The 21,706-nt window shown below is 34.8% G+C and carries 21 protein-coding genes; 3 read left to right on the forward strand and 18 right to left on the reverse strand.

All coding sequences use genetic code 11. The features are described 5' to 3' along the window. Positions 1-205: 205 nt before the first annotated feature. The 8 genes from EVI01_RS03580 to EVI01_RS03615 form a co-directional block, all read right to left on the reverse strand. On the reverse strand, positions 206-601 hold the full coding sequence (locus EVI01_RS03580; protein WP_010752154.1) for a rhodanese-like domain-containing protein: 396 nt from the start codon (positions 599-601) through the stop codon (positions 206-208). Positions 602-615: 14 nt separating this feature from the next. Next, positions 616-1,581, reverse strand: coding sequence for an ROK family glucokinase (locus tag EVI01_RS03585; RefSeq protein ID WP_010752155.1), 966 nt, complete (start codon positions 1,579-1,581; stop codon positions 616-618). Further along, the gene (locus EVI01_RS03590) at positions 1,581-1,793 is read right to left on the reverse strand and encodes a YqgQ family protein (RefSeq protein ID WP_010752156.1); all 213 of its coding nucleotides are present in this window, start codon (positions 1,791-1,793) and stop codon (positions 1,581-1,583) included. Before EVI01_RS03590 ends, EVI01_RS03585 begins: the two co-directional genes overlap by 1 nt. A gap of 20 nt (positions 1,794-1,813) precedes the next feature. Further along, on the reverse strand, positions 1,814-2,512 hold the full coding sequence (locus EVI01_RS03595; RefSeq protein ID WP_010752157.1) for a rhomboid family intramembrane serine protease: 699 nt from the start codon (positions 2,510-2,512) through the stop codon (positions 1,814-1,816). A gap of 13 nt (positions 2,513-2,525) precedes the next feature. Continuing rightward, positions 2,526-3,071 (reverse strand): 5-formyltetrahydrofolate cyclo-ligase, encoded by a 546-nt coding sequence (locus tag EVI01_RS03600; protein ID WP_010752158.1) that lies wholly within the window; start codon positions 3,069-3,071, stop codon positions 2,526-2,528. A 128-nt stretch (positions 3,072-3,199) separates the two neighbouring features. Further along, positions 3,200-4,195: a FecCD family ABC transporter permease gene (locus EVI01_RS03605; protein WP_010752159.1), complete on the reverse strand. Its 996-nt coding sequence runs from the start codon at positions 4,193-4,195 to the stop codon at positions 3,200-3,202. Continuing rightward, entirely contained in the window at positions 4,192-5,181 is a 990-nt protein-coding gene (locus EVI01_RS03610; RefSeq protein WP_010752160.1) for a FecCD family ABC transporter permease, read from the reverse strand. Before EVI01_RS03610 ends, EVI01_RS03605 begins: the two co-directional genes overlap by 4 nt. After that, a complete protein-coding gene (locus EVI01_RS03615; RefSeq protein ID WP_025480716.1) occupies positions 5,178-5,984 on the reverse strand; it encodes an ABC transporter ATP-binding protein in 807 nt (268 codons plus the stop codon). The genes EVI01_RS03610 and EVI01_RS03615 overlap by 4 nt, the downstream gene beginning before the upstream one ends. Positions 5,985-6,147: 163 nt before the next feature. On the opposite strand from EVI01_RS03615, the gene EVI01_RS03620 reads away from it, so the two are divergent. Continuing rightward, complete coding sequence (locus EVI01_RS03620) at positions 6,148-7,092, forward strand: iron-hydroxamate ABC transporter substrate-binding protein (RefSeq protein ID WP_010752162.1); 945 nt, start codon at positions 6,148-6,150, stop codon at positions 7,090-7,092. Between the two features lie 162 nt (positions 7,093-7,254). Here the strand turns inward: EVI01_RS03620 and EVI01_RS03625 are convergent, their stop codons facing one another. After that, positions 7,255-7,749 (reverse strand): dihydrofolate reductase, encoded by a 495-nt coding sequence (locus EVI01_RS03625; RefSeq protein WP_010752163.1) that lies wholly within the window; start codon positions 7,747-7,749, stop codon positions 7,255-7,257. Positions 7,750-7,927: 178 nt separating this feature from the next. After that, positions 7,928-8,077 (reverse strand): 50S ribosomal protein L33, encoded by a 150-nt coding sequence (gene rpmG / locus EVI01_RS03630; RefSeq protein WP_002296119.1) that lies wholly within the window; start codon positions 8,075-8,077, stop codon positions 7,928-7,930. Positions 8,078-8,306: 229 nt separating this feature from the next. Between rpmG and EVI01_RS03635 the strand changes: the two genes are divergently transcribed. Next, entirely contained in the window at positions 8,307-8,753 is a 447-nt protein-coding gene (locus EVI01_RS03635; RefSeq protein WP_010752164.1) for a DUF2188 domain-containing protein, read from the forward strand. 64 nt (positions 8,754-8,817) lie between these two features. Here EVI01_RS03635 and asnB read toward each other — a convergent pair whose 3' ends face one another. Together asnB and EVI01_RS14255 are read right to left on the reverse strand one after the other, a co-directional pair. Next, on the reverse strand, positions 8,818-10,713 hold the full coding sequence (asnB, locus tag EVI01_RS03640; RefSeq protein ID WP_010752165.1) for an asparagine synthase (glutamine-hydrolyzing): 1,896 nt from the start codon (positions 10,711-10,713) through the stop codon (positions 8,818-8,820). A 360-nt stretch (positions 10,714-11,073) separates the two neighbouring features. After that, positions 11,074-11,250: a hypothetical protein gene (locus tag EVI01_RS14255; protein ID WP_174270071.1), complete on the reverse strand. Its 177-nt coding sequence runs from the start codon at positions 11,248-11,250 to the stop codon at positions 11,074-11,076. A gap of 1,182 nt (positions 11,251-12,432) precedes the next feature. On the opposite strand from EVI01_RS14255, the gene EVI01_RS03650 reads away from it, so the two are divergent. Then, positions 12,433-13,335, forward strand: a complete 903-nt coding sequence (locus EVI01_RS03650) for an SHOCT domain-containing protein (RefSeq protein ID WP_010752166.1) — start codon at positions 12,433-12,435, stop codon at positions 13,333-13,335. 545 nt (positions 13,336-13,880) lie between these two features. Here EVI01_RS03650 and EVI01_RS03655 read toward each other — a convergent pair. The 6 genes from EVI01_RS03655 to EVI01_RS03680 all read right to left on the reverse strand — a co-directional run bounded on the left by EVI01_RS03655 (position 13,881) and on the right by EVI01_RS03680 (position 21,704). Further along, positions 13,881-14,900, reverse strand: coding sequence for a peptidoglycan recognition protein family protein (locus tag EVI01_RS03655; RefSeq protein ID WP_010752167.1), 1,020 nt, complete (start codon positions 14,898-14,900; stop codon positions 13,881-13,883). Between the two features lie 123 nt (positions 14,901-15,023). Continuing rightward, entirely contained in the window at positions 15,024-16,373 is a 1,350-nt protein-coding gene (locus tag EVI01_RS03660; RefSeq protein ID WP_010752168.1) for a DUF3329 domain-containing protein, read from the reverse strand. Between the two features lie 194 nt (positions 16,374-16,567). Then, positions 16,568-16,774 (reverse strand): BhlA/UviB family holin-like peptide, encoded by a 207-nt coding sequence (locus EVI01_RS03665; protein WP_002334520.1) that lies wholly within the window; start codon positions 16,772-16,774, stop codon positions 16,568-16,570. Positions 16,775-16,849: 75 nt separating this feature from the next. After that, on the reverse strand, positions 16,850-19,180 hold the full coding sequence (locus tag EVI01_RS03670; protein ID WP_010752169.1) for a BppU family phage baseplate upper protein: 2,331 nt from the start codon (positions 19,178-19,180) through the stop codon (positions 16,850-16,852). A 41-nt stretch (positions 19,181-19,221) separates the two neighbouring features. Continuing rightward, positions 19,222-19,995: a hypothetical protein gene (locus EVI01_RS03675; RefSeq protein WP_010752170.1), complete on the reverse strand. Its 774-nt coding sequence runs from the start codon at positions 19,993-19,995 to the stop codon at positions 19,222-19,224. A gap of 14 nt (positions 19,996-20,009) precedes the next feature. Next, a complete protein-coding gene (locus EVI01_RS03680) occupies positions 20,010-21,704 on the reverse strand; it encodes a BppU family phage baseplate upper protein (RefSeq protein WP_010752171.1) in 1,695 nt (564 codons plus the stop codon). Positions 21,705-21,706 lie beyond the last annotated feature (2 nt).

Raw genomic sequence — 21,706 nt, forward strand, 5'->3', positions numbered from 1 at the left:
TTCTTAAATCTACTTCAAGAAAGACACTCTTTCTCCTAACAGACAAAAAAGTCTTTATCTTTGAAAAGCTTGCTCGCTATCCTAGTGTAACTTATTTTCTCCGTTTTCTACCTTTTCTTTGATCATAGCATAAATTAGCTCATTCACCATTTAATATGACGCAAAAAAACAGTGCAAAATTTTCCTTGCACTGTTTTTGTTTCTCTTATACTCTTTTACTTTTCACTTTACCTGACCAGCTATCGTAACCGCCTTTTAATATATAAATATCTTTATATCCAGCTTTTCTTAATTTGTTCGCCGTACGGATACTTAGACTTTTCTTGTGATCATAGATGTAGACAGGTTGATCTTTACGAATGGATCCTAATGAATCTTTTAAGACTGTATAAGGGATATTTCTTGCTCCTAAAATATGACCTGCATTAAACACATCTTTTTCACGAACATCAATTACTTGTGCTTTTCTCATACCTTCGCGAAAGGCTTCTTCTTCTAGTGTTTTTGCAGAACGTTTTGCCATTACTCGTAAATAAACTTCCCAAAATACGATAGCAAGAACGATCAAGAGCAAAATGATATTAATTACCCATAAAACCATGCTTTTCCTCCACTTTATTCAGCATATTTTAAAGCTAATGAAGCAGCACCAATAACACCAGCTTCATTACCTAATTCTGCTAATTTAATTTTCGTTGATTCTTTTACTTGAGGGAATGTGAATTGGTTGAAATATTTTTCAACACGGCTACGCAAAAATTCACCAGCAGCAGAAACGCCGCCCCCTAAAACGATACTTGACGGATTCATCGTATTCCCCAAATTTCCACAAGCTAAACCTAAGTAGAAGCAAACACGATCTACGACGATCAAACCAAACGGATCATCGGCTTGCGCAAATTCGAAAATATCTTTACTTGTTACTTCTTCTCCATTATCAAGCATTGCTTTTAGTTTTGAATCGCCCGCATATTCTTCTGATAAGAAACGTGCTAAGCGAACCACGCCAGTAGCACTTGAGACAGTTTCTAGACAGCCACGCTTGCCACATGTACATTCAAAACCTTCAGGATCAACCGTGATATGCCCGATTTCGCCACCTGCACCAGCGACACCATGAATTAAATTTCCAGCAGCGACGATCCCTCCGCCAACACCTGTTCCTAATGTGACAAAAATAACATCAGGATCGTTATCTCCAGCACCTTTCCAACGCTCACCTAATGCTGCTACATTGGCGTCATTATCGATGGCAAATTTGATTCCTGTGCCTTCTTCAATTTGTTTTTTGACGTATTGAAGTTCTGTCCAGTTTAAATTATAGGCACCGATGACTGTACCTGCTTCACTATCGACGCTTCCTGGTGTTCCCATACCGATTCCAATGAAATTTTCGGCTTTCATATTATATAGGTTTAATCGATGATTGATTGATTCAATGATTTCAGGGATAATATGTTTCCCATCATCCAATATATTGGTATCGATACTCCATTTTTGTTGAATTTCTCCTTCGGGTGTTAAAATTGCAAATTTTGCTGTTGTCCCACCTAAATCAATCCCAATAATTTTTTTGTCCATCACAAGTTTCCTTTCTTTCGGCTTTCTTCCACTCGGTGCTCTCTTTTTAGTATACGCCACGCTGTCATGTAGGTATGATGATCAATCAAGCGACTCTCATAAAGATTTCTTAATTCGATCGTCATTAATTCAATGTCATAGATACGTGACCCAACATAGACAAAGATGCCAAATCGTTTAAACAGTTGCTGTACGTCATATAAGCTCTCCATCTCTAAGCACTTCCTTCACATTATACAAGTAATCCATAGTTTTTTAAACCCAATAAAACACATATTATCAAAAGAAATCCAAAAACAAGAGCGGAAAGGATCTTTTGATGAATCGAATAATTTGTTACTTTTTGTGGTAGACCTAAAAGATTCCCTAATAACAATCCCCCGATAATTCCACCTAGATGTCCCCAGATATCTACAGAGGTATCCAGTAAACCAAAAATAAAGCTCAGACCAATAAATAACATATAGTGCCTTATCATTTGTTGTATTTGATAGTTATTTTTAAAATGATAGCCTAAAATAAATAAGGCTCCAAACAACCCAAATAAAGAAGTGCTTGCTCCACCTGACAGTACACCTACATTATTAAAAGCAAAACTTGTCGCATTTCCTAGTATTCCACTGAAAAGATAAATGAGCAAAAAGCGCCAATGTCCATACAGCGTTTCAATTTGTTCACCCATAAAATACAAAATCAAGGAATTCATCACAAAATGCATCAATCCAAAATGGATAAAGATCGGTGTAACGAAACGCCACCATTCATTCATGTAAGCAATTGACGGACCAAACATTCCTAGATAAGACGGAATATTTAAAAATGGGAATAATTCAATCATTACAAAAACGATGGTTTGAATGGCTAGAAAAAAATAAGTTAAGATAGGACGCCTTAACCAAGCATTTAATTTTATTTTCTGTTGATAGTTCATGAAACCCTCCTTCTTATTGATCGATAAATAACTGTTGAATTTTTTTATCGAAACTTTCTGGTACCCATTGATCATTCAATTGTTCTTGAAAAACCAGGCTACAGGTTTGGTTGTTATAATTGGCTAAATAGCGATCATAGTATCCACCACCAAAACCAATGCGATAGCCTAGTGGATGATAGACAAGTCCTGGAACGAGCAGTAAATCAATGTTATCTGGAGCAAAAAAACGATCAGAAATTGGCTCGAAAACACCAAATTTCGTTTTTTCAAATTTTGTTGTCCCATCAACTTGAAAAAATTTCATTTGCCTATTTGGACCTGTTTTGGGAACCAGTACCGTCTTTTTCTCTTTCCATGCGACTTCAATGATCGGCTTTGTCGCTACTTCTATTTCATTAGATATGGTCAACCCAATGACATGGGCATGTTTCCATTCATCACTTTGAAATAATTTCTGATAAAGTTTACGTTCTTTTTCTTGTTTATGCCCGCTAGTAGCAATTTTTTTTAATTCTTGTATCCCAAGCTCTCTTAAGCTCTTCTTTGTATATTCCAAACTAAAGCCTCACCCCTCAGTAAAATGGTAGCGGAAAATGATAAAAATAGCAATTTAACTTTTTAAATAAATGACTTTTTTATAAAAAAGAAGACGTCTCTAAAAAAGAGTCGTCTTGTTACTTCCTTCTAAGCAATCGTTCGCTTAGAAAACAATAGATATAAGAAATACGGAGCGCCCATGATGGCAATTAAAATACCTGTAGGGACTTCTCCACTAGGTAAAATCACTCTAGCAAGAATATCTGCCATATTTACAAAAAAAGCACCAATTAAACCACTTAAAAGAAAGGACCATTGATTTTCTCTATGAACAATAAATTTAGCCACATGTGGTGCAAGTAAACCGACAAAAGAAAGACTCCCAGCTACCGCCACACTGCCACAAGCCAATGCTACAGCAAGTAATAATAATATTGTTTGACTTCTTCTCACATTTAATCCCAGACTTTGAGCTCTTTCTTGACCAAAGGATAATAATCCAATACGTTGACTATAAAACATAGCGACTGGAATAAGTACCACCGCCCAAGGTAGAAGTGAAAAAACATAAGGCCAACTAGCAGCCCAAATAGAACCAGCTAGCCAAGAATTAACAAAAGCATAATTTTCTTTTGATAATTTAATGGTACACAAAATCATTAATGCCGAAAGTCCTGCATTAACAGCAATCCCCGCCAATAAAAGACGATTCATTCCCAAAAATCCATTTCTAGTATAAGAAAAGAGATAAACAAGAAATGCTGCCAACAAACCACCCAAAAACGCTACGAACAACAATAAAAAAGGAGAAGCATGATTGGCATAAAATCCTAAATAAACCATCACGAAAAAACCAGCACCAGCATTCATACCTAATATACTGGAATCTGCTAATTTATTTCTGGTCACTCCCTGCAATAAAAAGCCAGATACGCCTAAACAAAAGCCTGCAAGCAAACTAATCAATAAACGAGGAGCTCGAAATTGATAAACAATCAGTTGATGAACTGCTAATCCCTTACCTGTAAATATATCAAATAACTGATCGAAAAAAATAAATGGTGTGCCGACCATCAAACTAATGATGGAAATTATGACTAATAAAAGGAAGAGCAAAAAAATTATTGACTTGATTTTTTTCATAACCGCTCCCTCCTAACTTGAAAGAGTAAGAACGGGACACCAACCAGTGCAATAACCAAACCAAACGGTGTCTCAAAAGGTGGGTTGACCATGCGAGCAAGAAAATCTGCAAACATAACCATTCCTCCTCCTACTATAAAAGAAGCTGGAAGAATATAACGATAATCTGTACCGATAATTCCCCGCACAATTGGCGGTACCATCAATCCAATAAAAGAAACTGGACCAACAAGCGACACAGCCATTGCTGCTAAAATTGCTACGATGATAAAAGCAATCCATCTAATCCGTGTTGGATGCCCACCTAGAGCCAAAGCATGTGATTCACTTAGATTAACGAGCGATACCGACCGACCTAAAAAGAAGGAACAGCAAACAATAAAAAGATAGATAGGCGCTAACATTTTTAACTGTTGCCAAGTAATGTTGGCAGCCCCTCCTACAAACCAAAAGGCCAAATCTTGTTGCAAATGAAACAGCTGGGTTAACGCTTGACTGAGCGCTGTAAAAAAAGCACTAATCGCCACTCCTGCTAGAATAAATTGAATCGGATTCATCCCCATTCTTGAAAAACGTAAGAAGCCAAAAACAAGCAACGTAACAAGCAATGAACCAATCAAAGACATTAAAAAAATTGAAAATGCAGATGCTTTTGGCCAAAAAGCAAACCCAATGGCCATTGCAAGAGATGCACCTGAGTTGATTCCTAACAATCCAGAATCCGCTAAAGGGTTTCTAGTTACTCCTTGCATTAAAGCACCACTAAGTGCAAAACAACTACCGACAAAAAAGGCGCCTAATACCCGAGGTAAACGAATCGTTCGAATAATCAATTGAGATTGATCGGATGAATCAAACTGAAAGAGGGCTTGCCATAAATTTGAAAAGCCAATTGATACTGCCCCATTTGATAAAGCAAAGAAAAAAATAATTAAAACAAGTACTGTGAGCACAATAAGAACACTCAACTTACGTTTTTGCTTCATCCTCTCTCCTCCTTACGATCTTTGATTAAATCGTAAGTTAAAAACACCGGTTTCTTTGTCTCTGGTAATTGAATGATCTGAGCATCAATCTCAAAGATCTCTCTCATCCATTCTTTCGTGATCACTTCATTTGGTTTTCCATGAACCAGTAATTGACCATTTTTCATTCCGATTAAATAATCTGAAAAACGCGAAGCATGGTTGATGTCATGAAGCGACATTAAAATCGTTGTCTTTTTCACCTGATTAATCTCTATTAATAATTGCAAAATTTCCAATTGATGAGCAGGATCTAAAAAAGTAGTTGGTTCATCTAAAATCAAAATATCTGCTTCTTGCGCCAACGCCATAGCAATCCAAACTCTTTGTGCTTGTCCTCCTGATAAACTAGACAGTTCCCTTTCTTTCAAATTCGTTAAATGTGTCACTTCTAAAGCCCATTCAATCGCATGTAAATCTGCTTCATTTAGGCCACTAAAAAATTTTTGATAAGGATAACGTCCATACGAGACGACCTCTGACACAGTCATACCTAAAGGAAGTTCACTACTTTGTGCTAATAAAGAAATTTTTCGTGCCAGCATTTTAGGACTATATGTAGCTATTTCAGAACCATTTACAATGATTTTCCCCTCTGATACAGGAAGAATACGGGTAAAACTTTTTAATAAAGTGGATTTGCCACTACCGTTTGGCCCAATCAAACTCGTCACTTTTCCTTCTGGAATCTTCACCGATAATTTTTCAATGACTTGTTTATTTAAGTACCCTGCGGTCATATCAACGGCTTCTAAAGTAGTCATTTTTTTCACCCCTTCATTGAAAATCATTCTCAATTATGAAGCTCCTTCACAATTTCGTCAAGCATTACTTTTACTGATTCATTCACAAAAAGAGTTGACACTGCTTCAATTGTCAGGAATAATATCAATTGAGAATGATTATCAATCCCATCAGGAGGAAAAAATGAAATCAAAAAAGAAATTATTCACAATTGCTCTATCTATTTTACTGATCAGCTTCATCAGTGCTTGCTCTTCATCTACTACAACAAATTCATCCAATTCCCAAGCGACCACGGGAACACATACTGTAACGGATACATTGGGTCACAAAGTAGCAATACCAAATAATCCTAAACGAATCATTGGGAGTTATTTGGAAGATTATTTGGTGGCGCTAGGAGAAAAACCAGTCGCTCAATGGACAGTCGGCAGTGGTTCGATTCAACATTATTTACAAAAAGAATTAAAAAATGTACCGACCATCTCTTATGACTTACCTTATGAAAAAGTACTAAGTTTTGAACCTGATCTTTTATTGATTTCCTCTTCCGCCACAGTGGAAGGTGGAAAATATGAACAATATAGCAAAATTGCTCCTACGTATGTCGTAAAAAACGGCAATGATGTCACTTGGGAAGAACAACTAAAAGACGTGGCTAAAGCTTTAAATAAAGAAAAAGAAGCAGAAAAAATCATTACAGATTACCAAAACGAAGTAAAAGAAACCAGAAAAGAATTAGCGAATAAAATCAATAATAAAACGGCTGCTGTCTTATGGGTGACCAATAATTCTGCGTTTATGGTTAGTGACACACGATCAAGCGGTCGCATTATCTATGATGATCTTCAATTTGGCATCCCTAACTTAGTCGCTGAAGTTTCAAAAAACGCCACTTCTGACTGGTCAGCTGTTTCTTCTGAAAAATTAGCACAACTAGATGCCGACTACATTATTTTAGTCAACAGCGACGAAAAAGCGGCGATGTTTAACGAAGCTACTTGGCAAAATTTAAAAGCGGTAAAAGAGAACCATGTTTTAGAATTTGGTCCAGAATCAAGCTGGTTATATAATGGCCCAATTGCTAGTCAAAATATGGTAAAAGATATCAAAAATCAGTTAAATTAACAAGAAAATGAGGAGCATAGCACAATATAAGGAATACTTTTGTTCTATGCTCCAATCACGTATAAAAACAGAAGCAAAATAAAATAATTCCTACTTACTTCACGGAGATGAACACATCATCCTCTCCTATAATTATTAATATATGAACATAATTTCCTTCAATTATTGCTTTTTTTGCCATTTTTGAAAGCGATGCGCATACCTATTTTCTTGGTTAATAATGCCTTCATGTTCTTCAACCAATTCAAAATCTGAAAAGTCAATCTCTCCAATATAGGTGTCTCCTTCAAATTCACCGTCAATCAATGTCCGCCAGATAATCCCTGTTTCTGGTAATAAATCCTGAAAAATTTGACTTCCACCCGACACATAGATATCTTCTGAAACGTCTTTTGCATACATTAATAATTCTTCGATGGAATGAAAGACTTCTGCATTTTCTTCTACTTTAAAATCTTTTTGAGTGGTCAAAACTATAATATGCCGATAAGGTAAAGATAATTCTCCCATCCCTTCATACGTTTTTCTTCCCATCACTAATATTTTATTCATTGTGTGTTCTCTAAAAAAGCGCATGTCATTTGGTAATCTCCAGGGAAGCAACCCATCTTTACCAATTAAACCATTTCTATCTTGTGCCCACATTGAAATGAACATATCGTCTCCTCCTCTTAAGCTTTCTATTAAGCATCATACACAAAGCAAACAATCAACACAAAGTATATGAACATCGTTAATTATTGGATAAGAAAAAAGACTGGAATATCCTATGATTTCCAGTCTTCTTAACAAATTTTATTCACTCAAACGAGCAAATAAACCTATTGTCTTATTTTTATTTAGTTTCACGGTGTAAAGTAACTTTACGTTCGCGTGGGCAATATTTTTGTTTTTCCAAACGATCAGGGTTGTTACGTTTGTTTTTGCTTGTTAAGTAGTTACGTTCTTTACAAGAAGTACACTCTAATGTAATGTTTACGCGCATGTTTTTCCCTCCCCTTTGTTTACTAGAATCCTCTAAGATGACTCTCAGACTTGATTATCTTACCATAATTTTCAAATGATTACTAGCCTTATTATAAAATTTGTTAAGTAATATTACTTGACGAAAATACCAAAAATTGGATCTATCAAACAAAATCTTTTTCTTTTTTACCTTTTGCACTTACACTGAATATAAAGCCAAATCTTATATATTAAAGGAGGAACATCATATGCCTTGGAACATGAAGGACTACCCAGCTTCCATGAAAAATTTAGAAGAGTTGACCCGAAAAAAAGCCATTGATATAGGCAATGCGTTGTTAGCAGAAGGATACCCTGACGATCGAGCTATTCCCATTGCGATCAAACAGGCAAAAGAATGGTATGAAAACGCAGATAGCTCAGAGAAAAAAGATTTTTCTAAAGAAAAAAATCCTACCAAGAAAGATAAACATGATACAAATCCACGCGCTTCGAAATTATTAAATGCCGATGTCCTCGTAAAATTTGAAGAAAATGAATGGATTGTCTTATCAGAAGGAGCAAAAAAAGCCAGCAATCGTTTTGATACAAAAGAAAAAGCGATTGAAAAAGCAAAAGAAATTGCTCAAAATAAAGAGACATCAGTAATCATTTATAAAAAAGATGGGTCAAAAGAAAGAGAAATAAACAACTAATTCTAAAATAAGACAAAGAAACTTAGGAAAATTCTTTCCAGTTTCTTTGTCTTATTCTGTCTTTTTATACAGTTACATAATTAATGGTTTCCATTTTTGGAATTTCTTCATCAATAAAGTACACTTTATACCAAGTTAAGAAACTAAAAATCGTCCAAATTTTTCGTTGTTCTTCTTTTCGACCTTCATGATGATCGTTTAATAAATTCATGATCTTTTCTTGGTCAAAAAATTCTTTGGCAAAATCCGCTTCAAATAGTTCTTTTACTTGCTTATATCCATGCTCTTCTTTCAGCCAAGCTTTAATCGGCACCGGAAAACCTAATTTCACACGATTTGACCATTCTTCTGGCAAATGTTTATTTGCTGCTTGGCGGAAGACATCTTTCGTGTTGTTTTGATTCAATAAGAACTTACTTGGAATTTGTTGTGCCAACTTCATTACTTCAATATCTAATAAAGGAACACGTACTTCCAATGAACTAGCCATTGATAATTTGTCTGCTTTTAGCAAAATATCTTTTGGCATCCATTGATGAAGGTCTACATACTGCATTTTATTCACTTCATCTTCAATATTTTCTGTTTTTGCGTAATGAACAGACATAATCTCATTAACAGAGAGTGCTTGTTGGTACTCTTTTGTTAAAACTTCTGTTGCTTCATTTTCTTCAAATACACGTGCATGCCCAATAAAATATTCTTTGGCAGGAGCTAAAGACTCATACAAATGGATTCTGCCATGGAAATTTCTCATTTTACCAATCGTTCGTCCTAAGTGGTAACGGGTTCCTTTTGGTAATTTTTTCAATCCTTGAGCAATGACACGAATAAATTTTGAATTTGTATGGAAACCATACGTCTGATATCCCGCAAATAATTCATCTGCTCCCTCACCAGATTGTACGACACGTACGCTTTTTGAAGCTAAATTAGCTAAAAAGTAAAGTGGTACACAGGAAGGATTGGAATCTGGCTCATCTAAATGATACTGGATCAATGGAAAAGCTTTAAAAGACATGTCCCCATCAATGACAGCGGCTGTATTATCTAAATCCAATAACTCAGTCAGTTTTCTCGCTTCAATTGCTTCATTATAAGTTTTATCATCAAACCCAATCGAAAATGAGTGATCTGGTTTTAATACAGAAGTAACATAACTTGAATCAACACCACTTGATAAAAATGAACCAACTTCAACATCACTTATTGTATGAGCGGCAATAGATGCTTGAACTGTTTCATCAATCTTTTCAATCCATTCTTGTCTTGAGTGACTTTGTTTTGTTTCAAAATCAGCATCCCAATATTGTCGGATATCCAAATGGCCATTTTTATAAGTAAAATAATGTCCTTCAGGTAAACGATAAACATCTTTAAAGAATGTCTCACCGTTTAATGGTGAATATTGAAACGTCATATAAGGTTTTAACGCTGATTTATTCAATTCTTTGTGAAAGTCTGGATGTGGTAAAAAACTCTTGATTTCTGAACCAAACATGAATGTGCCATTCATTTCAGTATAATAATAAGGTTTGATTCCAAAATGGTCACGAGCGCCAAATAATTCGTTTGTTTCATTATCCCAAATAGCAAAAGCAAACATCCCACGAATTTTTTGTAAAAGCTCTGTTCCCCATTCTTCATAGCCATGTAGTAAAACTTCTGTATCCGCATGCGTTTGAAAAACATGTCCGGCTGCTATTAACTCTTCTCTAAGGGGTTGATAATTATAAATTTCTCCATTAAAAATAATGATCTTTGTCCGATCTTCATTATAAATAGGCTGCGTACCACCTTCTAAATCAATGATACTTAATCTTCTAAAACCTAAAGCTATATGTTGATCAATGTAATCACCAGAACTATTTGGTCCTCGATGAACGATTCGATCCATCATAGCATTTACTATTGTCTTTTTATTGTCTTTGTCATTCACAAATCCTACAATCCCGCACATCTATCTTTCACATCCTAAATAATTATTACTATCTTCATTTTTTATCCATATGAATCTTATCATAGAGTACATACAAAAACTAACCACTAACACTCTTACAGTTTCGTCACATGAAAAAATATTGAAATTTTTCATATTGGTTATAAAGATGTCGTTCTATCAACTAATTTAACATGTTTTCACTTATGAAGCTACTACCTTTGTAAGGCAACTTAGAAAATAGTCTTTATTATTTAATTTTATTTATATTTTATCTATTACGGCATATGAACTAATTGAGGATATTTTTGTAGATTTTCTACGTAACCAAGAATGAATAAATTAAAAAAGCCTCAAAATTGAGACTTTTTCTATGATCGGTTAATTATTGTCAATACCATGGTACAGATACCTACCATCGGTGAACCAGCATATGCCAGATAGTTCAGAAACGTTGATATAAGGAAGGTATCTGGCTAGATTAAGTAAAAGTTCTTCTATCTTTTCGGGAATTAGTTGTTCGCTATGTTTTCTGATTGTTGGGGGTACTTCTTCCATGCCCACACTTCGAATTGATCGGCATTCGGAAAGTTAGATTTGATTATTAATCTATACACATCAGATTCCGGGATAATTTTAAATTCTTGTTAATGACCTAACGAATCGTTTCCTCATGACTCAAGTGCCTTTTCACTATAAAAATTCATTTATTCCACTTCCTTTAGTATAATTTGGAAGATAATTAAATTAGTTAACTGTATTGACTTTTTTAAAAAGTGGATTCAAAATGAAAATACAGTCATATAAGCCAAGGAATACCCTGAAATCAACATTCTTAGTTTGACCCTCTCGAATTGTTTTTTCAGGTGTCTTTTTGTTGCCTGTTAGCTTATTAAATTACCTGAAGAATGCTGATATGACGTTCCTTGGTAGACTAAAATATCTTTGCAAGAAATAAGGGGGTTCGATTAACGGCATTGAGGAGAAATTAAATATTGGAGGAACTCGCTGTACTCTTAGAATAAAAATGTTCCGAACCTAATTAAAGTAGCTGACTACTTTGATTTATCTGTAGATTACCTCCTAAGAAGAGAGTCGAACAATAAAAAAACTTCTGTTGACTTATCCCAAGATGATATACTCTTATCTTTGGACAGTGAGACGCTGGATGAAGAAGACGTGCCATTGTTAATTGTACTAGCAAGGACTATGGAAACAGAAAAAATGGTAATTAAGAAACAAAACACATTGATTTCTGCACAGCGCACGAGCTTGGACACTTTCTTGAACGATATTTAGTACTTTCCCCTCTTTACTCCAAGTCGGTTCATAAACCGAAACTCGAACATGAAGCAAATAAATTTGCAATGCCATTACTTATGTATAATCTCATTATCAACGAACTGACAGACGCATCGCACTTCTTAATTGATAGATTCATGGATTTTTATAACATACCCATGAAGTTAAGTGATCTATGTCTCTCTGGACGTAAGAACTACTTCAACGAGGAGATATCTCCAGTATAACTTGATCAACAAATAACAAATGAAATAATAGGAAAAACAAAATATTTTTTTGTTTTATTTTTTCATCGAATAAAGTTTTTTTGAAAAATTAGGAAAAACAAACAATTAAATATGGAAAGATTTTGAAAACAAAAAAGCCCGCGGTGCAACGCGGACTCTACCCTTTTTTCTTAAAGACAAATATATTATAGCAGGAAACGAGGGTTAGTAAATGGATTATTGCGAAATTTGTGGCGATGACTTTGAAAAAGGCAAAAAGATTAATTTGACTTCCGGCGAAGTGATTTGCATTGATTGCAAAACCAGAACAAAAAAAGAAATGCGGTTAGGTATTTTCGACTCATTCAAATATTCCTTAGGCGAGATATACGAAATGTACCACAAAAAAGACATAGATTTGAAGTCTGTTTTTTCTAAGAAAAAATCATTCTTATTAGATGTGAAGAACACAGAAACTGTATTCGAAAAAGGTATCCATATAATAGGTGGTCAACATTTAATTGAAGCTGAAGGATATACAAAAATCGGACAGCTTACTGATGGCAGAGTCTATTTTAAAGGCAATTATAACTACTTCTATTATTTGGTATCTTTGGATTTCGAAGGTGCTAGATATAGAACCGAGACAGTTCAAACTTCAAATGGAATCACAAATACAAATTCGATAGAACGAACCAAAAAGAAAGGTAAGTCTGGTAAAGTTGTTGCAGGAGCTATAATAGGTACTATGATCGTGCCTGGAATAGGTACTGCTGTGGGTGCTTATGCAGGTGGAAAAGGGAAAGACAAGAAAAAGAAGAAAGCCAAACAAGTTGTAAGTACTAAAAACGTAACAAGTGGCACAACTCGAGAAGTCGAAGAAAATTCAGTGTGTCATCTGGAATTAGTCAGACTTTCGGACGACAAAAAAATAAAAATTTCTGTTAAAGCAAATAGCACAGATTATCACGAATTAGCAAGCATGGAATTAAAAACTGACTATTTGTCAAACCAAGCCATCACTAGAGAGCAAGCGATAGAAAAATTAAAAGAACTAAAAGAACTTTTCGATTTGAGCATCATATCAGAAGAAGAGTTTGATATCAAAAAGAAAGAATACTTATCTAATATCTAGCGAAGATTATTCAAGGAACACCCTTCCGATGCCTAACGCCTCACGTTAGGCATCGGAAGGACAACTATGGTAAAGATAAAAAAATACAAAAAAAGACGGGGCAACTGCCTATATGTTGAAAGCTTACTTAGGTACAAATTAGTCACCGTAAACTTGATAAGATTACTCCTGCGATAGTTCAAACTTTCGCAAACCAAAACGTAAAATACAAACATTATAGAGAATTTATCAGTACTACTTCTAGGATATTCGAAGCAGTGAAAACAAAAAATAAAGCTAGAAACATCGATGGATCAGCTCTGTATCAATGTTTCTAGCTCTATTAAATTTACCTAAAAGGAAGGTACAGGATTTATATATGGCTGGTAATAGAAGAAAATTACTAGCATATTTTAGCGATTTACCCTAATTTTTACTTGTAGTTATAAAATATTAGCACTAACTAAATTTCAAAACGTAGTCAAAAATGTATTTAAAATTCTAATCGGGTAAGTGTTCGACTAAACTAGATTTAATTATGTACGCTCCTCAACGAGGAGCTATTTTTATCGTTTAGGAATATTTAAATACCAACGTTTGTCATGGAAATCTTGCGCATCGCCTTTAGTGTTTCCTTCTGGATCATTCGTTGCCCGCATCATGACATAGACTTTCTTATTAGGGAAGTTGCGCATGTTAAAAGATACATGATATCCAACGTTTCCAAATGTCCCATACGCTTGATTTACATCTGGTCTATAAATTCCATCAGCTTTTACTCTAGCTAATTCTTTCCCAGTATTGTAATCCATAATGAAGATATACTCGTATTTATAGTTAGCAATGTGCCATCCAGCTACATGCAAGTTTGCATTTTCGATTTCCCCAAACTGATCAATGTGGGCGTCATTTGTTCCATCTGTCAGCGTAGGATTTGCTGCACCTGCTCTAGTTTGATCAATGACTGGTTTATCATCTGAAGTAGTTGGATTTTCATCGGTAAATCCATGAGCTAAATCATATGCTAATTTTTCTTTACTTACGCCCATTTCAGAAAGATAACCGTAAGGATCTGTATGATCGCCCCAGATATTTTGTGTTACCCATAAATGCGATTTGATTCCTGGTTGGTTATAAGGAGTATACAATGTTAATGGAATACCATATTTCATTGCTGAATCTCTAGCCAATTCAACGTATGCCTTGTAGTTTTTCTCAAACGTTGCTTTATCATGTGTGTGCTGTAACTCAATCTGCACAGGACTGTTGGCATTAGCATACGAACCAGCACCGTACTGTACATAACCAGGTTGTCCGACTTGATAAACAATTCCACCGTCTCCCACAATGTAAGCAGTATAAGCGCTAGTCCATGAACGTTGCATATACTGTGCTTCATTGCGTCCTGTTGCTGTTTCGTTAGCCGTTTCATGAAGTAAAATATACTGATTATTTGCTACTTGTGAGCTACCTTCATTTACACCTAAATTAAATTCATTGTTGATCGTATAGGCAAACCCATTAATTGGCAATAAAAAAAGAGCCGTTAATAGGCTCATCGCAGTAATAGTAATTTTCTTTTTCATTGATCATCTACTCCTTTAATTATTAGTTTTTTTATCAAATACTAAATTATATTTAAACAAAAAGACACGATATAAATCGTGTCTAACATTAATATATTATGAAAATAAAAATATTTGATTTTGCTATTTTTCTTTTTCTTCTACCCTAATAGAGTCCACTCCCCAATATGCAGCAACACTTCTATTTCTCTCATTATTTTTATCTGAAGTAATATCATTACCATTGTAAACTGGATAAATAGTTTGTGGCTTGTAATTTAATGGTGGAACAACTATATCCATTTCACCATTCTTAATTTGCCTTTTAATAGATTCATTTTGATTATTGTAACTTACATAGTTTTTATATATGTCAGCAGTTCCATTGAAAAAAAGTAATAAAAAACTAATCATTAAATAACTGAAGATCATAGAAAAAACAACTTTATTGATTTTATCAAAATTTGCTAGCAATTCAAAAAGACTAATTACTATAGATATGAAAATAAAAATAATTCCCCCAAAATAAGATCTAGACCAAGATAACGCGGTTGGAGAAATAGTAAGAACTCCTATTGTCAATATGCCACCAACGAAAAACAATGAACTTAAAATATTACTAATTGTTAAACTACTATTTAAGTACGATAAAACAATCAAAGCTAATGCTATCGTTAGAGGAAACATTGCATTTTCCTGTAATGCACGACTGATTGCAGGTATTGCATCAAGAATTTTCCAAAAGATTGAAAGATTACTTCTATCAAAATAAGTAGCCCTGATGTCGTTGCCAGGTGCCATTACCATAAAAAGAAAACCTACAATATTTCCAACAATACCAGCAATCATCCATTTTTCTATTTTTTTATTCTTATAAAAATACGAAAGAGCAGTATATACTACAACAATGAACAATGTGCCTCCAGAGGTATTTTCATTACACCAACCAGCTATTATTCCCAAAAGAAGCATCCCTATTGTCTTAAAAAAACTATTATTTTGTTCTTTAGATTCTGTTATATATCGATGATAAACCAAAATAAAAGATAACATAATAACCATTGCGGTGAGATAATTCACAGAACCAGCCATCCACAAGTAAACATTATTGAAAGCTGGAGTAAATATCCACATTAATGAAAATATGATAAACCCTTTTAGATAAACATTTTTAGTAGCCCGATCTTTTATTATGGAAGAAAACATAATAATTTGATAAACCAATATAGAAAACATGCAAGAATTATATATATTAAAATATATTTTTGGTAGTTTAGTAAAAAATCGAAAAATAACGTGGACTACTGATCTGCCAGTCCATGTCATATATTGTTGATATTCGTCAGATAAAATTGTTTTTATACTTGAGGTTTTTACAAAATAAGAATAATCGTCGTGTACCAAAGGGGACATGCTATTTAAAATAAGCATAAATACAAAAATACAAAATAAAACAATAAATAAATGTCTGTCGCTCTTAATTTTTTTAATCATACCAAACAATTAGCTCCTCTTTATTTCAAAATATAACTTAGTATAACATAAATTTATTATTTGGCAGCGTCAAATTAAAACATACAGAATCTATATTCCAACAAATCATTTGTACTATTTTCTCAAATAAAGTAGCACTTATCCATCAAATGATTTTCTATATCTAAATGTTCAGTTTAGTCCATTTCTTTCTCCTATTGTAATTTCTCGTGAATCTTCTCTACGGTACTCTTGATTGTCTCTACATCACCCAAAGCGTTCGTTAATTTGTCGATAGTATCTTGATACCGTTCTTCTCTTGTATTGTTCTGTTTCATTACCCAAACAAGTAAGCCAACAAACAATACTGCAAAACTTATTTGTTCAGGATTTGAAAGCAACGACTCCAACAATTTATCCATGCTTCATCACTCACCCCTTTCATTGCACAATAAAAAACCCCCACCTTTGAGCGTGTTAGTAGCAAAATTAGTATTTTATGCAGGTTTTACTTCTGATATTTTTAAGGATAATAGTTGTAGATGGAACATCTTTGCTGCGGCATCTATCCCTAAAGTAAATTCTACTTTATCTCCTGCGACTAAAGTGTGAACGTACTGACCAGCTTGAGATGTCATATAGTTTAAATTGGCACTACTACCTACATTAGCGAAGTTAGTATCACTTCCATTTTTTCTAATTTTTACATAAGCAAATTTGAACGTATTGTTTCCATGCAATTTTACAGAACCCTCAAAAAATAAAACACAGTTTCTGGTTGCGGTTAAGGTAATTCCATCACTACTTATCGTATATGGTAAATCACTAGCTGTGTGAAAAAAATCCGTAGCGACAAGAGTCCCTATTGGTATTTTTGTCCCATCTGGTGAATCTGTTAAATCTCTACCTTCACTGTAAATGGCGAATAGTGGCATTGCGTCACTAATAGTTTTAATGTTAGTTGTGTTAGTGGCTATCTTAGAAGTATTGGCAGTTACTTTTTTATCAACTTCATTAATGGAAGCAGTCAACTGCGAATTAATCTCCGATGCTTTCCCATCAGTATATTTATTTGCTTGACTAACAATTTCAGAAATTTTAGTATCTGTGGCCAGATTGTTTTCCACGTATTTAGGTGATAAATCCCAAACATATTCCTCTGGGTTATCAGAATCACGCATACCAATACCACGATATTTATACTCACTAATATTCGGAGTAGCTACATCTCCTTCCTCTATCTTTAACAACTCGATTGTGCAATTTCCAAGTGTATTTTTTGGAAATTGGTACAATTCGATATTGCTAGGATTAGCAGCAGCTACCTCATTAGGTGTAAAAGTTAAACGCCATGTATCAACTAAACCATTCACAGGAGTTAATGTGCCATAATCAATCGAACCATTTCCAAATAGTTTAAAAGACTGATTGACTGGCTTCGTTCCTTTTAGTGTGATTGTCATCGTTTTCCCTATTTCCAAATTCTTTTTCATCTTTGCGGCATACAAATTATAAGTTGATGTATTTATTGGAAATACAACCGACTGATTTGCCAGATTTTCATTCAAAGGAATTTTGGATATCTGCCATGGTTTTTCAAATAAGTTGGGGTGATATGGCGTAGGTATTGCTCCTTCTTCTAACTTGATATATTCTATACTGATTGATCCATCCACTATTTGGGAATTACTATCTAAACGTAGATAAGTACGCTCTACTTGTTTCATTTCTGATACACTACCAGTCACAGAAATCATTTTTGTTTCTCCCACTAACGTATCAGCTAAGTTCGTTCCCAATAGAATGTTACCTCCAGGAAATTTTCTATAAGTTAGTCGAACTTTTGACAAGTCTCCTACAAAACCCTCATTCACTGTTACCTTAGCAGAAAGCGTATAGGTTGTTTGGGGCTTGATTTGCATGACATTTCCTGTTTCAGCACCAAATCCAGAATTTCTAAAAGTTAATTTTACACCCCTATTTTCGTTGACAATTGTTACATTATCTTTTGTTGTAAAATAATCACTAGTTATAGTGCTTAATAGATTGGAATTTCCACTATAATCATAGTCTCCAAAATCAATGCTGTTTGAATACATCTTTTTCAACTTGCCAAGATCACCAATTTGCTGATTGGTTTGGTTCATCTTATCTTTGATTAACGTTAATTCATTTTGTGTTGAAACAACGTTTTGAGAAACAGTATCAATATTAGATTGAGTTGTTTTTAATTCCTCTGTTACCTCGACAATAGTTTGATCAATTGACTGTGCTGCATCCTCTACAAAATTATTTATTTGCTGGTTGGCCTTTTCGATTGTAGAATCTACATTTGTTAATGCCTCATTCACTGCATCTGTTGTTTCTTGCTTGATTCCATCGAGCAGTTGTTGAAAGTCTTTGAAATAATATTCTCCATTTAATTGAACATCTCTATCGATGATAGATTTCTCGATATTGAAAGTAAAAGCCAAGTTGTCGGTGTGACTGCCATCTGGAAAGTCAATATAAACATTCGCATCAACTTTGCCTTCATAAGCAAGTAACATATCAGGAATGAAGTATTTTACAATACCTTGCATGTAGCTTTCAGTAATGATTTGGTTGTCAAAAATAGGAAATTCTTTTTTCTCTTCACCAGAATAGATGTACATAAAAAGACGAACAGTCGCATTGATTAAATCAGTTGGACTTCCGTCTTGATTTTTAATTTCAAATTGTAATACGCCCGCTTTTTTGTCATAGGATTTGAAAGTAAAACCAGTAATTTTCGCTGGTGGATTTGTCGGTTCTGTCGGAACAATGATTTCTCCTGTCTTTTTTTCCATTGAATCACCTTCCTTAATAATTAAATAGAGGAGTCACCGTATTAATAAATTCCTTCGATACCTGCAATCGTAAAACCTGTGTCATCTGTAAAATCTATAGTTCCATTTCCATGAATAGTGGCCAATCGACATTTAGTAAAACGTAGCACCACGTTGTCACGATAATTAGTAAGTTCTATTCGAATATTCCAAATACTTTTTTCGGATGAACCTATACCCGTGAACATAATAACTGGGTTATCTACCGCTGGTGTTTCAAGCGTAAATTGTGTACCTAAACCCTTGATATGAAATCGTAAACGGCTAAAACGACGTGTACTAGCCGTTAAATTCATATTTTGTCCTACAGCACAATCTGAATCGCCCGCTTTCCACAGTTTCGTTACTTGTTCAATTCGTTTCCAATTTCTTGAATTGTAGCCACCTTCTCCGCCTTCCTTGCTTGAATTGATATAGAAAATACTTCCGTTTGATACATCAATCATCACATAAGTCTTACGTTGAGCGTGTTCCCCGAATACATGCAACTGGATAATTTGTCCAGGGATCATTGGATCAGGCGTTCCCATTTCGTCAGCCCAAGCCCATACAGTAGCGTAATGCCCAAATGGAATATTCCAGAAACTATACTTCTCACTTAAGTAATTATCCTTAATTAAATGACCGGTTGCTTGTGCTACGGTCTCAGGTGAAGCAAAACCTGCATTTCTCTCAGTAGCAAGCGCATGTGCTTGTTGGTCGTTACCATCACAATGAATAGCAAATTGTTCTAACATGTGATCAATTGCTTCTTCTCTTGTCATATCTTCAAACATTATCCATCACTCCTTCAATATGAAAATGACCGTTTTGTTGCTCGTCCCACGCCATTCATTATCAACATTCTTGCTGTCTTATCAATTGACAATTGATAAAAAGCTTCAAAATCAACACTAGTGTCTTTAGTAAATGCACAAGTTCCAACTATCATTTTCAAAGTACCGAGATTTCTCACCGTTTCCCAATGTTCATGCCCGCAAATGTAGGCAATAATGACACCTGGTCCTTTTGTGCTAAAATCAAATACTTCACTTCCTGTAACGGACTCCGATGGTTCTCCAGTTAGCGAATCATAATCAATGGTTACTGACACACCTTGTTTAAACCCATCAATAAGTGTCCGTAATGCTGCAGTATTCCATACACCTGTTGCGGAATCATCTAATGGAATATGACCTACTAATAAAACATGATAGCTACGATCTAAGTTCGTGAGGAAAGTACCGAAGTCTTTCAATTGTTCTGCTCCGATTTTCCCTATTTCCCCATCTTTTGTATGGCCACTGAATTCTTTATACTGACCGTTGCTATCAAGTGCATCACTATAATCATCTGTATCAATGCGATAGATTGCAATTCCTTTATCTGGGAATAAACGACCACCGAATGTGCCATTATATAAATGGTGCATATCCGCACTATTTAAACAAGTTTCTGGTGTATGCCCTATCCAAGCATAAGGAATTTTTCCAGTATCATGATTTCCACGACAAACGATGACGTCTTTTTTCCATACACTAGCAAAATTTGCGAAACGTTTTTGTATGGCCATTGAATGTGTTCGCCCAAAGTCACGAACACCAATCTTGAACTCTCCTGTACGCCCACTATTACAATCACAGTTATCTCCACCGTAAACAGTCACATCACAGTGTTTGGCCATTTCTTTAAATTTTGCTAAAGTACTCCAACGCCTAGGATTCGTCGAACTATCTCCTGTTGTAAAAGCACTGTCTTTCCCCATCCCATCGACGTGAGTATCTGTGATGAACGCAACGTTAAATAACTGATGATCAATGTTGGCAATAACTTCATCAAAATTAGACGGAACAGAATATCCACCGTCTGTAATCTGTCGCACAGAACTAGACACAGAAAGTTTTTTATTTTGAATGTCATTTAAGCGATCAGCTAAACTATCATAATTTCCTTTCGCTTCATTCAGAATGTTAATGATCGTACCACCAGGATCTATGTTTTCCAGTAATTCACGATTCTCTTCTAACCACTGCTCCCAGTCATTTTTGCCCTGAACCATGTAATCTTTGAATTTTCTTAGCAAATCCTCAAAGGTCCACACACAGCCAGAATCACGTAACTGGCTTCTAGATATTCCAGAAATGACTCGATAGGTAAAATCCTGTGTGCTAAATTGTTCACTCCAAGTTCCATCACCATTAAGTGATCGGAAACTGAAATGTGCGGTGTTTTCACCGCCCCATTGCCAGTCAGGCTCACTTAACGTATAAACAAGCCTTGCTTGTCCTGGACTGTATTCTTGTACTTTTTGTTCAACAGGTTGGTTTTCGCCAAATTTTGTTGTGTTAATAAAAAATGGCACTAGGCCATCGAATGTTTTTAGTTTGCCATGTTCCACCACTTCAACAACCAATTTTTGGGTTGAAACATCTCCTTGTCGAACTTGAATCATTCCCACATAATTATAGGGTTCTGTTGTGCTTAATATAACGTTCCATTTTGCCATCA

Origin of the sequence: Enterococcus villorum, from assembly GCF_007990225.1 — a bacterium.
In the GTDB taxonomy this organism is placed as follows: domain Bacteria; phylum Bacillota; class Bacilli; order Lactobacillales; family Enterococcaceae; genus Enterococcus_B; species Enterococcus_B villorum.

Bases quoted from the DNA above. Each gene is read 5' to 3' on its own strand.
- EVI01_RS03580 (WP_010752154.1), bottom strand. From the start codon at position 601: ATGGTTTTATGGGTAATTAATATCATTTTGCTCTTGATCGTTCTTGCT.
- EVI01_RS03585 (WP_010752155.1), bottom strand. From the start codon at position 1,581: ATGGACAAAAAAATTATTGGGATTGATTTAGGTGGGACAACAGCAAAA.
- EVI01_RS03590 (WP_010752156.1), bottom strand. From the start codon at position 1,793: ATGGAGAGCTTATATGACGTACAGCAACTGTTTAAACGATTTGGCATC.
- EVI01_RS03595 (WP_010752157.1), bottom strand. From the start codon at position 2,512: ATGAACTATCAACAGAAAATAAAATTAAATGCTTGGTTAAGGCGTCCT.
- EVI01_RS03605 (WP_010752159.1), bottom strand. From the start codon at position 4,195: ATGAAAAAAATCAAGTCAATAATTTTTTTGCTCTTCCTTTTATTAGTC.
- EVI01_RS03610 (WP_010752160.1), bottom strand. From the start codon at position 5,181: ATGAAGCAAAAACGTAAGTTGAGTGTTCTTATTGTGCTCACAGTACTT.
- EVI01_RS03615 (WP_025480716.1), bottom strand. From the start codon at position 5,984: ATGACTACTTTAGAAGCCGTTGATATGACCGCAGGGTACTTAAATAAA.
- EVI01_RS03620 (WP_010752162.1), top strand. From the start codon at position 6,148: ATGAAATCAAAAAAGAAATTATTCACAATTGCTCTATCTATTTTACTG.
- EVI01_RS03625 (WP_010752163.1), bottom strand. From the start codon at position 7,749: ATGTTCATTTCAATGTGGGCACAAGATAGAAATGGTTTAATTGGTAAA.
- rpmG (WP_002296119.1), bottom strand. From the start codon at position 8,077: ATGCGCGTAAACATTACATTAGAGTGTACTTCTTGTAAAGAACGTAAC.
- EVI01_RS03635 (WP_010752164.1), top strand. From the start codon at position 8,307: ATGCCTTGGAACATGAAGGACTACCCAGCTTCCATGAAAAATTTAGAA.
- asnB (WP_010752165.1), bottom strand. From the start codon at position 10,713: ATGTGCGGGATTGTAGGATTTGTGAATGACAAAGACAATAAAAAGACA.
- EVI01_RS14255 (WP_174270071.1), bottom strand. From the start codon at position 11,250: ATGGAAGAAGTACCCCCAACAATCAGAAAACATAGCGAACAACTAATT.
- EVI01_RS03650 (WP_010752166.1), top strand. From the start codon at position 12,433: ATGGATTATTGCGAAATTTGTGGCGATGACTTTGAAAAAGGCAAAAAG.
- EVI01_RS03655 (WP_010752167.1), bottom strand. From the start codon at position 14,900: ATGAAAAAGAAAATTACTATTACTGCGATGAGCCTATTAACGGCTCTT.
- EVI01_RS03660 (WP_010752168.1), bottom strand. From the start codon at position 16,373: ATGATTAAAAAAATTAAGAGCGACAGACATTTATTTATTGTTTTATTT.
- EVI01_RS03665 (WP_002334520.1), bottom strand. From the start codon at position 16,774: ATGGATAAATTGTTGGAGTCGTTGCTTTCAAATCCTGAACAAATAAGT.
- EVI01_RS03670 (WP_010752169.1), bottom strand. From the start codon at position 19,180: ATGGAAAAAAAGACAGGAGAAATCATTGTTCCGACAGAACCGACAAAT.
- EVI01_RS03675 (WP_010752170.1), bottom strand. From the start codon at position 19,995: ATGTTTGAAGATATGACAAGAGAAGAAGCAATTGATCACATGTTAGAA.
- EVI01_RS03680 (WP_010752171.1), bottom strand. From the start codon at position 21,704: ATGGCAAAATGGAACGTTATATTAAGCACAACAGAACCCTATAATTAT.